We start from the raw sequence: 13,721 nt of genomic DNA, 5'->3' as shown, positions 1-13,721 counted from the left end.
TCGCTGTAAATGCCCCTCTGGCGGCCGGGGATGAGCCCATCTTCCGGCCGCCTGTCGCCGCACCCGTATGTGCGTTATGCAGCTCTCATTTTGAGCACGGGCGTGGCCGTCGTATCGGTGGGGAAACTTAAGGCCATCCCGACGCATTGAGAAGTAGCCTGCTATGGATGCAGGGTTTCTTGAAGCACGGTTTGGATTCCAGATAGCAGCCGCAAAATTGATGGGCAAAAGCGAGGCATAGACCGATCTCCGTCAACTGCAGAGAAATCCGCCTCTGCGAATAAGATCATGATCTCAACCGGGAATGGACGCTCAACCCGGAAAGCAGTCAGCCTCTACCGATGCGCCATCACCGTGATCCACCGCGTCGGCTTACCGTCATAACCGCCGCCGTCGTTTTCCTCGATGGCGATGTCACGCCAGCCGCCTTTTGCCAGAAGCGCCGACAGTCCGCCGGCGGAGGGATAGTTGTAATAACGCCCGAAGCCGTCATAGCCTTCCGCTTCCCCGGCCTTGAAGCTTGCGTGAAGGAGGCCGCCGGGCCTCAGGGCGCGGCGGACACGGGCGAAGACGTTGGGCAGTTCAAGCCTGGGAACATGGAGAAGGCTCGCATGCGCCCAGACGCCGTCGAAGGCGCTGTCGGCGTCGAGCTCCTGGAACAGCATGACCCTGACCGGCCTGCCGATCAACGCCTCCGCTTGTCTTGCAAGCTCGGTCGAGCCATCCGTCGGCGTCACGTCGAAACCCTGCGACAGCATGTAGGCGCTGTCCTGCCCACCGCCGCAGCCGAGTTCGAGGATTGCCGCACCCGGCGCAAGCCCGGCGAGGAAGGCATCGAGCTGCTTCGGCAAGCTGCGCACCCGCTTGGCGTATGTCTCGGCATTTTCCTCATAGAAGGCGGAGGTGCGGTCAAGAGGCATGCTGTTCGGCCGATCGCGGGCGTCGATTGGATTGGAGATGTCTTTCAGGAAGCCGGTCGGCGTCGATGATGTCAATGACGACAATCCCTTCCGACGTCACCCGGTAGAAGGCGACGTGGCGCATGTGGAGGAGGCGGCGAAGGCCCGCGCCGAGTTCGTCGCACTCTTCTCCCATGGAGGGAGCATGCGAAAGAAGCACGAAAATCCTGTCCCAGTCGAGAAGATAGGCGTCTGCCTGCGCCTCGCCGAAATTGAGGCAAGCATATTCGTCGATGCCTGATAGCACGGAGTACGCGGTTTGGGTCAGCCTATAGGTGGTTGTCACGCAGCTTTGCCTTCGTTTCCGACAGGATGTCGGGAATGCGTCGCTCGCTCGGGCCGCTTTCCTCAGCCTGTCTCAGAATGTTGCGCAGTTCTTCGTCGTCAAGCTTATGATGGAGCTGATCCTTCAGAACAAGCTCCGCCAGGAATGCGTCGGCACTGCTGTATCTACCGCTTGCGACACGGTTTTCGACGTATTCCGCCAGATTATCCGGAAGCGAGATCGTCATTTTCGCCATTGGATTCGGTGCCGCCTGCACATGCCGGTTATCAGCCATTCCAGATGCCAGATTATCATTTCCCAGTTTGTGATAGAAGCGTTGTGCGGCGCCGTCGAGGGCTTGGGTCACATGCGGATCAGTCTTTTTTATCGATATAGATGACGCGTTCGAGATCCTTGAAATGGGCGTCGCAGGTCAGGATATCGGCATCGTGGCACTCCGCGGTCGCATAAATGATCGCATCGGCGGTGGCGAGTTTATGGGCTGCCGATATTTCGGCAGCACGGCGGGCAAGCGTCGTGTCGAGAGAAACAACCATGCATGTCGCGGTATAGGCGATGAAGCTGTCGACGGCTTCCTCGTCCTTTTCTCGTGCCAGCCATTTGGAAAGCTCGAGCTGCACGATCGTCGGAACGATGCATTGATCGCGTTCCGGGATTTCGGCCTGCAGCCGGGTTCCGGCAGCACTTTTCGTCAGCCATTCTATCCATGCGGAACTGTCGATCACGCGCATCAGAAACGGTCGTTCCGGTCGCGGTAATTTTTCTTGTCTGCGCCTTCGGCAATGCCGCGAAGATCGGCAAGCGTCGGGACCGGCATCAGCAATACGCCTTTGCCTTTGGGTATGAACACGAATTCCTGTCCCGCTGACCAGTGCTGTTGTTCGCGCACTTCCTTGGGAATGGAGATCTGGAATTTTGTAGAGAGGGTTGCAGTTGCCATTCTTACCTTTCCTCTATCGATTAGTGGATAGTAAGAATTCGCTGGGCGTCGGTCAATGGCGAGCCGTTTTTGGCATTGGTGCTATTTCGGTCGCCAAATGGGAAGTTGACGACGGTTTTTCCCCGCTGACTCGGCCAAAAAACCGGGCGGCGCCCGGTTTCGAAAGAGATCCGCGGATTGCTTAATGGCTGTCGGCTCGAAGAACATCATAGAGTATCGTGCAGATCGAAACGAACTTGGACGCGGGCGGAATAGATCGCGCCAGCCCGGCGGCTTTGCGGGCGAGGCGCAGGGCGGCGCCCACCAAGTCGGTGTTGACGCCGCCGTTGCGTGACGCGTCCGCAGTTCAAGCCGGGATAAGGCGCGTCCAGCCGCGCTCATCGTTGGTTACGCCCTTCTGCAGACTGACGAGTTGCTGGCGCAGTTCGCTGGTCAACTTGCCGGTCTGTCCGTCTCCGACCAGAAACTCGCCGCCGGCATGTCGAACCAGGCCGATGCCCGCCAGGACCGCGGCAGTGCCGCAAGCGAAGGCTTCGACGAGCTTGCCGCTGGTTGCGTCCTGCCGCCACTCTTCGAAGGAGTACGGACGCTGCTCGACGCGCAAGCCCTTTTCTTCGGCGAGTACGATCACGGAGGCCCGGGTGATGCCCGGCAGGATCGTGCCGCCAAGGGGCGGGGTCACCATCGATCCATCGTTCATCACGAAGAAGACGTTCATGCCGCCGAGTTCTTCGACCCAGCGATGCTCTGCGGCGTCCAGGAAGACGACCTGATCGCAATCCTTCTTCGCTGCTTCGGCTTGCGCCACGAGGCTGGCTGCGTAGTTTCCGCCGCATTTTGCAGCACCAGTGCCGCCGGCGGCAGCACGGGTGTATTCGGTCTCGACCCATAGGGAGACCGCCTTCGCTCCGCCTTTGAAGTAGGCGCCGACCGGAGAGGCGATGATGCAGAAGACATACTCCTGAGCCGGACGAACGCCGAGAAACGCCTCGTTGGCGAACATGAAGGGGCGAAGGTAAAGACTGGCGTCGCCAGATGGAATCCAGGCCTTGTCAACGCGGACCAGTTCTTCGACCGCCTTCAAGAAGAGTTCTTCGGGCACAGGAGGCATCGCCATGCGGGTCGCCGACTGCGCGAAGCGGCGGGCGTTCTCTTCGGGCCGAAAGAGCAGAATCCGGCCATCGTCTGCCTTGTAGGCTTTCATGCCTTCGAAAATTTCCTGAGCGTAGTGCAGCACGGCGCTCGCAGGATCGAGCTCCAGAGGACGCCTCGGCGTAACCTTCGCATCATGCCAGCCCTTGTCGGCAGTCCATCGTACCAGGACCATATGATCCGTGAAGACCTTACCGAAGCCGGGCGTCTCCAATGCCTGGATGCGGTCGGCATCGGAGACGGGAGACTTGTGGAGTTCGATTTTGATTTCAGGAGAGGTCGTCGTCGCGGTCATTGCTGGCACCTTGATAGTACATTGAATAGTGGCGGCGACACTACTGCCGCCGGGCTGGTCTTGGAAAGGTCTGAATCGGCCGGTTTCGGCTTTGATCAGCGGAATAATCGCTTAATGGGGCTGACGTCGAGCAGCAAATTCCGGATCGAGCGCCTTCCATATTGGCTGGCGTCTACACTTGTCACCATGACAAGAAAATAGGTCAGTATTATTGACTTAATTTCCGCCACATGGTTTGTCGGCGATATAGAAAATATGAGGAAACCCCATGCTGAACTGGGACACCATGTTTGCGTCACGCTCGTCGCGCATGCGCGCATCAGAGATCCGCGAGCTCTTGAAGCTTCTCGACCGGCCCGATATCATCTCCTTCGCTGGCGGCATTCCGGATCCGGCGCTCTTTCCCGATCAGGAATTCAAGCAGGCCTATGCCGATATCTTCGACGGCGCCGCCGTCAACGCGGCGCTGCAATATTCGGTCAGTGAAGGCTACAAGCCGCTGCGCGAATGGCTGGTCGGGCAGATGGCGGGTCTCGGCATTCCTTGCGAACTCGACAATGTCTTCATTGTGTCCGGTTCGCAGCAGGGCCTCGATTATCTCGGCAAACTCTTCCTGTCGCCTGATGACACCGCGCTGGTGACGTGGCCGACCTATCTCGGCGCGCTGCAGGCCTTCAATGCCTATGAACCGGCCTATGACCAGCTGACACCGAACGGCAACCGGACGCCCGAGTCCTACCGCGCGGCCGCTTCCGCTGCCGGCGGCAAGGTGAAGTTCGCCTATCTTTCCACCGACTTCTCCAATCCGACCGGCGAAACCGTCGATCTTGACGGCCGCAAGAAGGTCCTGGCACTGGCAGAAGAGCTCGACATCGCCGTCATCGAGGATGCGGCCTACCAGTCGCTGCGTTACGACGGCGATCCGATCCCGCCGATCCTGGCGCTTGAAATCGCCGAGAAGGGCCATATCAACGATACGCGCACGATCTATTGCGGCAGCTTCTCGAAGACGCTGGCGCCCGGCCTTCGCGTCGGTTTCATCGTCGCCAATGCGCCCGTCATCCGCAAGCTGGTGCTGATGAAGCAGGCGGCCGACCTGCATTCTTCGACGATCAACCAGATGGCGATATCAGATGTCGCCGAGCGCGGCTTCGACGCGCAGGTCGCCAAGATCAAGGCCGCCTACAGCCAACGTCGCGACTGCATGCTGGCCGCCCTCGACAAATACATGCCTGAAGGCACCAGCTGGACGAAGCCGGAGGGCGGTATGTTCATCTGGATCACGCTGCCGGAGGGCATGGACGGCGCCAAGCTGCTGGCGAAATCGCTTGAGACCGCCAAGGTCGCCTTCGTGCCCGGCAAGGCGTTCTTCGCCGACGGTTCGGGCGCCAACACCTTCCGCCTCAGCTTCTCCTGCGCCAACGAGCAGATGATCGAGGATGGCATCGGCCGCCTGAGCGCGCTGATCTCGGCCGAGATCGGTAGCTGAGCGTGAGAGGTTGAGGAGAGGGCGTGCCGTGCGGCCCCCTCATCCGCCCTACGGGCACCTTCTCCCCGCTGGGGAGAAGAGGAAGCAAGCCGTAAGCTCTCGCTTCCATAACGAACGCTTTCGAGGAGGCGAGGAGTCGCCACGAATCTCTTCTCCCCAGCGGGGAGAAGGTGGCGGCAGCCGGTTGAGGGGGTGAGCGGCAGAGCCGCGAATGCACGGAGCGCAAGCGAAGGGCAGCATGTGGCATATGCCATGCAGCTCCATAGACTCCCCGTTTTGCAAAACAGCAGGCAGGGCGTCAATCAGAAGATCGTCGTCCAGCCTTCGTTCGCGGTCTCGCTCTTGCCGTAACCGACCCGATCGGCAACGGCGCCGTCGGCATTGCGCAGGATGATGTCGCCGCCCCGGTTGGCAAGCTGCGGGCCGCCGGTTGCGGCATCGAGCGCTATGGTGCGCAGCTCGCCTGCGTTAAGCGATCCCGACAGCGTCTGGGTCCTGCCGTTTTCGTCCTCCAGCTTCCAGCCTTCGAGCGATGCCTCCATATCGGAGCGGTTGATGATCGTCACCGTTTCGGCCTCGGTGCCGCCTTCGCCGTTGACCGGGTTGATCAGCGCGGCGACGATGCGCAGCGACGAGGCGACGATCGGCTGCGGCCGGCGCGTGCCTTCGCCGCGGCCCTGGCCGCCACGGCTGTCGGAAACCGGATGGCCGGTCGCCGCATCGGTATTCCAGTTCTGCGACTGAAAGCAGAGGAAGATCGCCGCCCATTCGTCGGTATCGTTGAAATGGACGAGCAGCGCGCCGTCCTGGTTCGGCCCGTTGGTGGCCTTGAAGCTGCCGCCATCGCCCTGGTTCATGTGGATGTCGTGAATGCCGTTGCCCGGCTCGAAATCGAAATATTGGTCGGGCTTGTTGTGCTCGGGCCCCCAGGCCTCGCCGAAGGCATAGAAATGGATGTCGGGATCGGCAATGCCTTCCTCGACGATCGGCTCGATGAATTCCCTGAGATCGTTCTTCGGGCCGGAGAGCTGGAAGGGCGCGACATTCATGTCCTCGCGCTCGATCAGCCCGCCGCGGACGTAGTCGATCGCAAGCTCCGGACGGTCCTTGCGGATGTCGGTCAGGCCCATCGGCAGGGCTTCGAGCGCGTCCGTCAGTGCCGGATGCTTGAAATCGACGATGTTGGCATAGAGCAGGTCGTGGGGCGACATCTTAGAGCGGACATTCAGAGCGATCCGGTAGCTGACGCCGTCCGCCTCGATGCGGATCTCGATATGGGGATCGTTGTCGTCATCAAGGGCGAGTGCGCTCGCCGTACCCTTCAGGACCTTGTAATTCTTCAGCATAGAGAACCTCGCAGGGGTGGCGGGATCTTACGCTAACACGGCGAAAGTGCATCTTTTGTGACGGCTAAAGTATGACGCGATCTTTCAGATTCGCCTGCCACACTTTAGGTCTTTGATTTGAGCATGTCGTGGTCGCAAAACCGCTGCACACTTTCGCGCGACGTGCTTTGTCTTCCGCTGTGCAATGCTTGATCCGCTATCGGCTATTGCTCCAGATGCGGTCCGAAAAGTTCGAGATCGGCTTCACCAAGCCTGTCGCTCACCGTGTTCAGCTGGTGCCAGTAGGGATAGATCACCGGCGGCAGGCTGATCGCGTCGAGGCGCTTGCGCTCCTCGTCCGTGAGTTTCAGCTCGGCGGCGGCGATGTTGTCGCGGAACTGGGCTTCGGTGCGGCCGCCGATGATGACCGAGGTGACCGCCTTGCGGCCGATCAGCCAGGCGAGCGCAACTTGAGCGGCGGAAACGCCGCGTTCCTCACCGATCGCGACCAGCGTCTCGACGATATTCCAGAGGCGGTTCTCGTCGCGAATCGGCGGTTCGGTCCAGCCGGCGAACTGGCGCGTACCTTCGGGCGCTGCCTGGTTGCGGCGATGTTTGCCGGACAGCAGGCCGCCGGCCAGCGGGCTCCAGACCAGCACGCCGAGACCCTGGTCGATCGAGATTGGCAGCAGCTCGTATTCGGCGTCGCGGGCTTCCAGCGTATAGTGGATCTGCTGGCTGACGAAGCGCTGGTACCTGTGCTCGTTGGCGATGCCGAGCGCCTTCATGATGTGCCAGCCGGAATAATTCGAGCAGCCGACATAACGCACCTTGCCCTGCCTGATCAGGGTATCGAGAGCTTCCATCGTCTCTTCGAGCGGCGTCTGACCATCCCATTCATGCACTTGGTAAAGGTCGATGACATCGGTCTTCAGGCGCTTGAGGCTCGCCTCGCATTCGCGGATCAGGTGGTAGCGCGACAGACCCTGGTCGTTCGGGCCGTCGCCCATACTGAAGCGGGCCTTGGTGGCGAGCAACACGCCTTGCGGCCGCTTACCGGAGAGCACGTCACCGATGATGTTTTCGCATTCGCCTGATGAATAGGCGTTGGCGGTGTCGATCAGGTTGATGCCGGCATCGATGCACATATCGATCATCTTTTTCGCCTCGGAGATGCCGAGATCGCCGACCATCTTCGCCCAACCGACGCCGCCGAAGGTCATCGTGCCCATGGTCAATGTCGAAATCTTCAGGCCGGAACGGCCGAGCAGACGATATTCCATTGAAACTCCTCCTTTAAACGAGACTGACGTACCTCAACGCTCAGAGATGGCAATGGCGGCGTGTTCACGGCAGCGTGAGACTTAGGCAAGATTCTGACGCCGGCATCTTCCGGCCATGCGGCGGCTATGGCCGATCACGAGCCGGGCGGCAGATCGTACAATATGTCATCGGCTTGTCGACGGAAATCGTCTTGGCACAGTCGACGCGCTGGAGGCCGCATCAGCTCTCGTGCTTGTCCTTCTTGTGAATATTGTCGCGAAGCGAAGCAATCGTGTCCCGAATCTTACTGACAGTCTCGGCGTCGAGACCAACGGCCTTGCCGATGCAGTCGAACACATGGGTGGCACGGCTCTTGAGAGCCAGTCCCTTCTCCGTCAGGCGCAAGAGCACCTGGCGCTCATCGGCGGGATTGCGGTTACGGGTGACGAGGCCGACATTTTCCAGCCGCTTCAGCAGCGGGGTGAGGGTGCTGGAGTCGAGAAAAAGCGTCTCGCCGAGATCCTTCACCGTGCGGTCGTCGCGCGCCCACAAGGCGGTCATGACCAGGAATTGCGGATAGGTGAGTTCCAGCTCGTCGAGCAGGGGACGGTAAAGCTGGTTAAAGGCGTGGCTTGCCGAATAGATCGAGAAGCACAGCATTTCATCGATCTTGGGCACGTCGGCGAGATCATTCGATGTGGTGTCTGTCATCATGCTCTCCTCTGGCTTCAATATAATTTGTGCGCGATCTGTTTGCAAGCTATTGACGCGCCGGAAGAGAGGAACTAGATAAATCGTGCACAAATAAATCGCTTACAAATTAAATGATGAACTTAAGAGCCGGAAAGCACGTCAACTCCGCTTCGGCTCTTGTGATATCCAACCGAAGAAAGGAATGACCAATGTTCAAGTTTGCTGCTGCCGTCGCCCTGGCCGGCGCTCTTCTTTCCGGTGCTGCCGTTGCCCAGCCGGCCAAGCCGACCGTTGTCCTCGTCCATGGCGCCTTTGCCGATTCATCCAGTTGGAACGGCGTCGTTGAAATCCTGCGCAAGGATGGCTTCCCTGTCGTGGCAGCGGCCAATCCGCTGCGTGGCGTTTCTAACGACGTTGCCTATGTCTCCGACGTGGTTGGCAGCATCGCCGGCCCTGTAGTTCTTGTCGGTCACTCTTATGGCGGCCAGGTCATTTCGACCGCGGCCAACGGCCACGACAATGTCAGGTCGCTGGTCTATGTCGCGGCCTTCGCGCCGGATGCCGGAGAATCGGTCGCAGATCTCGCCGGCAAGTTTCCGGGCGGTACGCTGAGCGGAGCGCTGGCGACCCCGGTAAAGCTCAGCACCGGCGGTGTCGATCTCTATATCGACCAGGCCAAGTTCCATGATCAGTTCGCCAGCGACGTGCCGGCCGAGCAGGCGGCCCTGATGGCGGCTGCCCAACGCCCGGTCACCGAGGCCGCCCTGACCGAAAAATCCGGCGAGCCCGCCTGGAAGAAGCTGCCGTCGTGGTTTGTCTACGGCACCGGCGACAAGAACATCCCCGCTGCAGCCCTTGGTTTCATGGCCGAGCGGGCAAGCTCGAAGAGGACCGTCGTGGTCGATGGCGCCTCCCACGTCGTGATGGTGTCGCATCCCGAGAAGGTGGCGGAACTGATCGAAGAGGCTGCAAAGTAGTATTCGATCCGAGGGCCACGGCGCGCGAGCGCCGTGGCCCTCGGATGTTGTGAGCCTGATCATTCGGCTTGAGAATGCCGCCGTCGTTAAAGCCGGGCTCAGCCCGTTCCATTCGATGCCGACACAGCAGCCCTGGAGAGGTCACGACCGGTCGGTGGCAAAGTAGTGGCGCAGGGCGTGGACCAACCGCCGCGCCCTGTCACATCTCTGTCAACGACCCCTAATAAGGGAGGGACATCGAAATCGAGGATCCTTCCCATGAAAACGATCGTTTCTGCCGCAGCCCTTGTCACCGCGAGCCTCTTTGCCATTCCGGCTTCGGCCGCAAACCTCGTTCTCTACACCAGCCAGCCGAACGAAGACGCGCAGGCGACGGTCGATGGCTTCATGGCCGCCAATCCCGATATCAAGGTCGACTGGGTACGCGACGGCACGCCGAAGATCATGGCGAAACTCCAGGCCGAGATCCAGGCCGGCAATCCGGTTGCCGACATTCTCCTCATCGCCGATGTGGTGACGCTGGAGCGCCTCAAGGAAGACGGCAAGCTCTTGGCCTATAAGTCGCCGGAAGCCGCAGGGTACGATGCCGCCCTTTATGACGCCGACGGCTATTACTACTCGACCAAGCTGATCACCACCGGCATCATTTACAACACCTCGGCCGCCATGAAGCCTGCGAGCTGGAAGGACCTGACCAAGCCGGAAGCCAAGGGCCTCGTCACCATGCCGAGCCCGCTTGCCTCGGGTGCGGCCCTCATCCACGCCCAGACGCTCGCCGCCGTTCCCGGCCTCGGCTGGGATTTCTACAAGTCGCTTGCGGAAAACGGCGCGATTGCAGCCGGTGGCAACGGCGCCGTGCTGAAGTCGGTCGCCTCGGGCGAAAAGGCCTATGGCATGGTCGTTGACTACATGCCGATCCGCGAGAAGGCCAAGGGGGCGCCTGTCGAGTTCGTCTTCCCGAGCGAAGGCGTTTCGGCCGTCACCGAGCCGGTCGGCATCCTTGCCAGCACCAAAAATGCCGATGCCGCCAAGAAATTCGTCGATTACGTGCTCTCCGAAAAGGGCCAGGAGGGTTTCCTGAAGCTCGGCTACATCCCGGCCCGCAACGGCATGAAGCTGCCGGACGGCTTCCCGGCACGCGACACCATCAAGGTCCTGCCGATCAAGGCCGCAGAGGCGCTGAAGAATACCGACCAGGATCTGAAGACCTTCTCGGGCATCTACGGCTCGAACTGATCGTTTCATGCGCGGATACATCAAAACCGGAAACAGCCAGCCCGCCTGGCTGTTTCCTTTTATCGTCGTGGTCGTCCTGTTCCTCAGCGTGCTGCCGCTCGCTCGTCTCGCCATGGTCGGGATCGCAGCCTTCGCCAGCGGCGGCGTGATTGATGTTCTGAGCGAAGCCTCGCTCTGGTCGGCGACCTATTACACCATCGTCACCGCCATTTTGGGCACAATCATCTCGCTCGTCATCGGCTGCCTCTTTGCCTTCCTGCTGACGCTGACCGATATCCGCGCCAAGGGGCTGCTCAGCTTCTTCTTCGTGCTGCCGATGATGATCCCGCCGCAGGTAACGGCGCTCGCCTGGGTGCAGATGTCAGGCCCCTCCAGCCCGCTGCTGAAGGCGCTGCATATCGCCCCGCCACTCGGCTCGCCGCAGCCGCTCTATTCGGTGAGCGGCATTGCGCTGCTCTATGGCGTGCAGCATGCGCCGCTGGTCTATCTGGCGCTTCGGGCCGGGCTGATGACGCTGCCGCGCGACGGCGTCGAGGCCGCACGGCTTTCCGGCGCTTCCAACCTACGGGTGTTCCGCGATATCATCCTGCCGCTGTCGCTGCCCGGCATCATTGCGGGTGCGGCGATCTCCTTCGTCTCTTGCACCGGCAATTTCGGCATTCCGGCCATTCTCGGCATTCCGGCCTCGATCTTCACGCTGCCGACGTTGATCTTCACCAAGTTCTCCGCCTTCACCAGCCGCACCTTCGGTGATGTCGCCGTGCTCTCGGCGATCATCGCCATCATCTCGGTCGTCGGGCTGATAATCCAGGACCGGGCGTTGCGCGGCCGCGACTACCGCGTCATCGGGCTATCTGGGGCGAGTGCGGCCTTCGAGCTCGGCGCCTGGCGCCTTGCTTTCACACCGCTCGTCTGGGCGATCCTGTTCTTCATGCTGGCAGCACCCTTCTTCGCGCTTGTCGCCGGCGCGCTGGTGCCGGCCTATGGCGTGCCGCTCACTTTCAAGACGATGTCGCTGCATGCCTTTGAGGAGATCCTGTTCCGGCAGGCGGTGACGCGCACCGCCTTTATCAATTCGCTGTCGCTCGCCGGCGCGACCGCGCTTTGTCTCCTCGTGGTGACGGTGCTCGCAGCCTACACGCTGACGCGGCGCAGGGATGCGGCTTCCCGCATCGTTTCCAGTCTGATCGAGATACCCTATTCGCTGCCCGGCATCGTCATCGCGGTGTGCTTCATCCTGGTGTTCGCAGCACCGATCCCGATCCTGCACGTCTCGCTCTACGGCACGATCTGGATCATCCTGATCGCCTATTTCTCCTCCTTCTTCGCCGTCAGCCTGAAGCCCGTGGTCAGCGCCTTTCATCAACTCGATCCGGCGCTGGAAGAGGCGGCGCGGCTTTCCGGCGCCGGCTTCTTCCGCAGGCTTGCCGATATCATCGTGCCGCTGATTGCGCCGGCCGCCGGCGCCTCCGTTATTCTTGTCTTTCTGATTGCCTGCAACGAGCTGACGATCTCGGCGCTGCTCTGGTCTGCCGGCACACAGACGCTCGGCGTCGCCATCTACAATCTCGACGACAGCGGCAGTTCCGATCTTGCCTCGGCGCTTTCGGTGCTCGTCGTGCTCATGGTCGTCGTCATGATGCTGCTGCTCGAACTTCTGGCGAAACGCCTGCCGAAAGGGGTGGTCCCATGGCGAAGCTGATTCTCAACCGGGTCGCCAAGGATTTCGGCACCGGTCGCGCAGCCGTCAGCGATTTCTCGCTCGATGTGCGTAAGGGTGGCTTCCTGGCGCTGCTCGGGCCTTCCGGCTGCGGCAAGACGACGGTGCTGCGCATGATCGCCGGTTTCGAGACGCCCACCGACGGCTCGATCCGTCTCGGCGAGCGGCTGCTTGCCGACGCCGCGCAGTCGCTGCCGCCGGAAAAGCGCAATATGGCGATGGTCTTCCAATCCTACGCGCTCTGGCCGCATATGAGCGTCGCCGACAATGTCGGTTATCCCCTCAAGGTGCGCGGCATATCAGGCGAAGCCTACCGGGCGAAGGTGCGCGATGCGCTCGGCACCGTCAGGCTCGCCGACTACGCCGAACGGCATCCGGCCGATCTTTCCGGCGGCCAGCGACAGCGCGTGGCGCTTGCCCGCTGCCTGGTGACATCGCCGGACGTCGTGCTGCTTGACGAGCCGCTTGCCAATCTCGACCGGCACCTGAAACAGGAGATGGAGGAGACTTTTCGCGAGTTCCACCAGCGCTCGGGCGCGACGATGATCTACGTCACCCACGACCAGAGCGAGGCGATGGCACTCGCGACCGACATCGCCGTCATGTCGGAAGGGCGGCTGCTGCAGGTGGCGGCGCCCGCCGAGATCTACGCGCGGCCTGAAGGGCGCACCGTCGGCGGCCTGATCGGGCGCGGCGCGATCCTGACACTGCCGGTAATGGGCAGCGAACGCCAGCTGGAATGGGATGAACTGCAGGATGCGCTCCAGGCCGCCAAGACCGATGGCGCCGATATCCTCGTGCGGCCGGAGGATGTGATCATCGGCGGCGAGGGGGCTCCGGCAATCGTCGAATCCGTGCTGTTCGAGGGCGAGCGCTACGCCGTGAAACTGATCCTCGGCAATGGCCAGACGCTACGCGCATACAGCCGCGTGGTCGTCGTGCCGGGCGAGGCGGTGCGCGTCATCATCCGCACCGGCTGGCGGCTTTGATGGACTAGGATTTGAGTTTTGACGATTCCGAGTTGAAAGCCTTACGAACCTTCAAGAAGAAGCAGTCCTTCTTCAGTCCATCTGTCACCTTGAATATCCGATTTAACGAAGCCGTAGGAGGCAAGGACTTCGATCGCTAGCTCGCCGGCGTGCATCGCCTTGTGGTCTAGAAAACCATTGCCCCGGCTGAGGTATTGCTCGCACATCCACGCCAACGCTTCCAGGATCTCTTTCTCTTTGGCGGTCATGATTTTTGCGACTCCAAACATCTGGAAATTCATAAACAATATAGAAGACATTACATAACTGTTCTAACCGCTGCTATCCAGATGCTTGCGGGAGATTGTCAGCCCTTGAATTCACAGCTCGCTGCGTCCGGGCTGCAAGCGGGCGGTTA

The 13,721-nt window shown here is 60.9% G+C and carries 15 protein-coding genes; 5 read left to right on the top strand and 10 right to left on the bottom strand.

Annotated elements, in window-relative coordinates:
- Positions 1-335: 335 nt before the first annotated feature.
- The 6 genes from RlegSU303_RS14795 to RlegSU303_RS14770 form a co-directional block, all read right to left on the bottom strand.
- Entirely contained in the window at positions 336-920 is a 585-nt protein-coding gene (locus RlegSU303_RS14795; protein ID WP_131719121.1) for a class I SAM-dependent methyltransferase, read from the bottom strand.
- Positions 910-1,245 (bottom strand): type II toxin-antitoxin system RelE/ParE family toxin, encoded by a 336-nt coding sequence (locus tag RlegSU303_RS14790; RefSeq protein WP_017961198.1) that lies wholly within the window; start codon positions 1,243-1,245, stop codon positions 910-912. Before RlegSU303_RS14790 ends, RlegSU303_RS14795 begins: the two co-directional genes overlap by 11 nt.
- Positions 1,229-1,480 (bottom strand): ribbon-helix-helix domain-containing protein, encoded by a 252-nt coding sequence (locus RlegSU303_RS14785; RefSeq protein WP_026158760.1) that lies wholly within the window; start codon positions 1,478-1,480, stop codon positions 1,229-1,231. The genes RlegSU303_RS14790 and RlegSU303_RS14785 overlap by 17 nt, the downstream gene beginning before the upstream one ends.
- Before the next feature lie 118 nt (positions 1,481-1,598).
- On the bottom strand, positions 1,599-1,976 hold the full coding sequence (locus tag RlegSU303_RS14780; protein ID WP_020050731.1) for a type II toxin-antitoxin system VapC family toxin: 378 nt from the start codon (positions 1,974-1,976) through the stop codon (positions 1,599-1,601).
- A complete protein-coding gene (locus RlegSU303_RS14775) occupies positions 1,976-2,185 on the bottom strand; it encodes an AbrB/MazE/SpoVT family DNA-binding domain-containing protein (RefSeq protein WP_017961195.1) in 210 nt (69 codons plus the stop codon). Before RlegSU303_RS14775 ends, RlegSU303_RS14780 begins: the two co-directional genes overlap by 1 nt.
- A gap of 346 nt (positions 2,186-2,531) precedes the next feature.
- On the bottom strand, positions 2,532-3,632 hold the full coding sequence (locus RlegSU303_RS14770; protein ID WP_026158759.1) for a branched-chain amino acid aminotransferase: 1,101 nt from the start codon (positions 3,630-3,632) through the stop codon (positions 2,532-2,534).
- A gap of 268 nt (positions 3,633-3,900) precedes the next feature.
- Here RlegSU303_RS14770 and RlegSU303_RS14765 point away from each other — a divergent pair, with 268 nt between their 5' ends.
- Positions 3,901-5,121, top strand: coding sequence for an aminotransferase-like domain-containing protein (locus tag RlegSU303_RS14765; protein WP_131628450.1), 1,221 nt, complete (start codon positions 3,901-3,903; stop codon positions 5,119-5,121).
- 302 nt (positions 5,122-5,423) lie between these two features.
- On the opposite strand, the gene RlegSU303_RS14760 is transcribed toward RlegSU303_RS14765, so the two are convergent.
- The 3 genes from RlegSU303_RS14760 to RlegSU303_RS14750 all read right to left on the bottom strand — a co-directional run bounded on the left by RlegSU303_RS14760 (position 5,424) and on the right by RlegSU303_RS14750 (position 8,420).
- Complete coding sequence (locus RlegSU303_RS14760; protein ID WP_131628449.1) at positions 5,424-6,467, bottom strand: DUF2278 family protein; 1,044 nt, start codon at positions 6,465-6,467, stop codon at positions 5,424-5,426.
- Positions 6,468-6,670: 203 nt separating this feature from the next.
- Positions 6,671-7,729, bottom strand: a complete 1,059-nt coding sequence (locus tag RlegSU303_RS14755) for an aldo/keto reductase (protein WP_131628448.1) — start codon at positions 7,727-7,729, stop codon at positions 6,671-6,673.
- 220 nt (positions 7,730-7,949) lie between these two features.
- Entirely contained in the window at positions 7,950-8,420 is a 471-nt protein-coding gene (locus RlegSU303_RS14750; protein WP_027668959.1) for a MarR family winged helix-turn-helix transcriptional regulator, read from the bottom strand.
- A 191-nt stretch (positions 8,421-8,611) separates the two neighbouring features.
- Here RlegSU303_RS14750 and RlegSU303_RS14745 point away from each other — a divergent pair, with 191 nt between their 5' ends.
- From RlegSU303_RS14745 to RlegSU303_RS14730, 4 genes are all read left to right on the top strand, one after another.
- Positions 8,612-9,379, top strand: coding sequence for an alpha/beta fold hydrolase (locus tag RlegSU303_RS14745; protein ID WP_131719120.1), 768 nt, complete (start codon positions 8,612-8,614; stop codon positions 9,377-9,379).
- 258 nt (positions 9,380-9,637) lie between these two features.
- Complete coding sequence (locus tag RlegSU303_RS14740; RefSeq protein ID WP_131719119.1) at positions 9,638-10,615, top strand: ABC transporter substrate-binding protein; 978 nt, start codon at positions 9,638-9,640, stop codon at positions 10,613-10,615.
- 7 nt (positions 10,616-10,622) lie between these two features.
- Positions 10,623-12,317 (top strand): ABC transporter permease, encoded by a 1,695-nt coding sequence (locus RlegSU303_RS14735; protein ID WP_131719118.1) that lies wholly within the window; start codon positions 10,623-10,625, stop codon positions 12,315-12,317.
- The gene (locus tag RlegSU303_RS14730; protein ID WP_131719117.1) at positions 12,305-13,324 is read left to right on the top strand and encodes an ABC transporter ATP-binding protein; all 1,020 of its coding nucleotides are present in this window, start codon (positions 12,305-12,307) and stop codon (positions 13,322-13,324) included. The genes RlegSU303_RS14735 and RlegSU303_RS14730 overlap by 13 nt, the downstream gene beginning before the upstream one ends.
- Positions 13,325-13,365: 41 nt before the next feature.
- Here the strand turns inward: RlegSU303_RS14730 and RlegSU303_RS14725 are convergent, their stop codons facing one another.
- Positions 13,366-13,572, bottom strand: a complete 207-nt coding sequence (locus RlegSU303_RS14725; RefSeq protein ID WP_026158758.1) for a hypothetical protein — start codon at positions 13,570-13,572, stop codon at positions 13,366-13,368.
- Positions 13,573-13,721 lie beyond the last annotated feature (149 nt).

Source organism: Rhizobium sp. SU303 (assembly GCF_021052345.1).
Classification (GTDB): domain Bacteria; phylum Pseudomonadota; class Alphaproteobacteria; order Rhizobiales; family Rhizobiaceae; genus Rhizobium; species Rhizobium laguerreae.
Note: the sequence above shows the minus strand (reverse complement) of the source record. Positions and strands in the feature narration are given on the sequence as shown.

Bases quoted from the DNA above. Each gene is read 5' to 3' on its own strand.
- RlegSU303_RS14795 (WP_131719121.1), bottom strand. From the start codon at position 920: ATGCCTCTTGACCGCACCTCCGCCTTCTATGAGGAAAATGCCGAGACA.
- RlegSU303_RS14730 (WP_131719117.1), top strand. From the start codon at position 12,305: ATGGCGAAGCTGATTCTCAACCGGGTCGCCAAGGATTTCGGCACCGGT.
- RlegSU303_RS14780 (WP_020050731.1), bottom strand. From the start codon at position 1,976: ATGCGCGTGATCGACAGTTCCGCATGGATAGAATGGCTGACGAAAAGT.
- RlegSU303_RS14745 (WP_131719120.1), top strand. From the start codon at position 8,612: ATGTTCAAGTTTGCTGCTGCCGTCGCCCTGGCCGGCGCTCTTCTTTCC.
- RlegSU303_RS14765 (WP_131628450.1), top strand. From the start codon at position 3,901: ATGCTGAACTGGGACACCATGTTTGCGTCACGCTCGTCGCGCATGCGC.
- RlegSU303_RS14750 (WP_027668959.1), bottom strand. From the start codon at position 8,420: ATGACAGACACCACATCGAATGATCTCGCCGACGTGCCCAAGATCGAT.
- RlegSU303_RS14755 (WP_131628448.1), bottom strand. From the start codon at position 7,729: ATGGAATATCGTCTGCTCGGCCGTTCCGGCCTGAAGATTTCGACATTG.
- RlegSU303_RS14735 (WP_131719118.1), top strand. From the start codon at position 10,623: ATGCGCGGATACATCAAAACCGGAAACAGCCAGCCCGCCTGGCTGTTT.
- RlegSU303_RS14770 (WP_026158759.1), bottom strand. From the start codon at position 3,632: ATGACCGCGACGACGACCTCTCCTGAAATCAAAATCGAACTCCACAAG.
- RlegSU303_RS14740 (WP_131719119.1), top strand. From the start codon at position 9,638: ATGAAAACGATCGTTTCTGCCGCAGCCCTTGTCACCGCGAGCCTCTTT.
- RlegSU303_RS14775 (WP_017961195.1), bottom strand. From the start codon at position 2,185: ATGGCAACTGCAACCCTCTCTACAAAATTCCAGATCTCCATTCCCAAG.
- RlegSU303_RS14785 (WP_026158760.1), bottom strand. From the start codon at position 1,480: ATGGCGAAAATGACGATCTCGCTTCCGGATAATCTGGCGGAATACGTC.
- RlegSU303_RS14760 (WP_131628449.1), bottom strand. From the start codon at position 6,467: ATGCTGAAGAATTACAAGGTCCTGAAGGGTACGGCGAGCGCACTCGCC.
- RlegSU303_RS14725 (WP_026158758.1), bottom strand. From the start codon at position 13,572: ATGACCGCCAAAGAGAAAGAGATCCTGGAAGCGTTGGCGTGGATGTGC.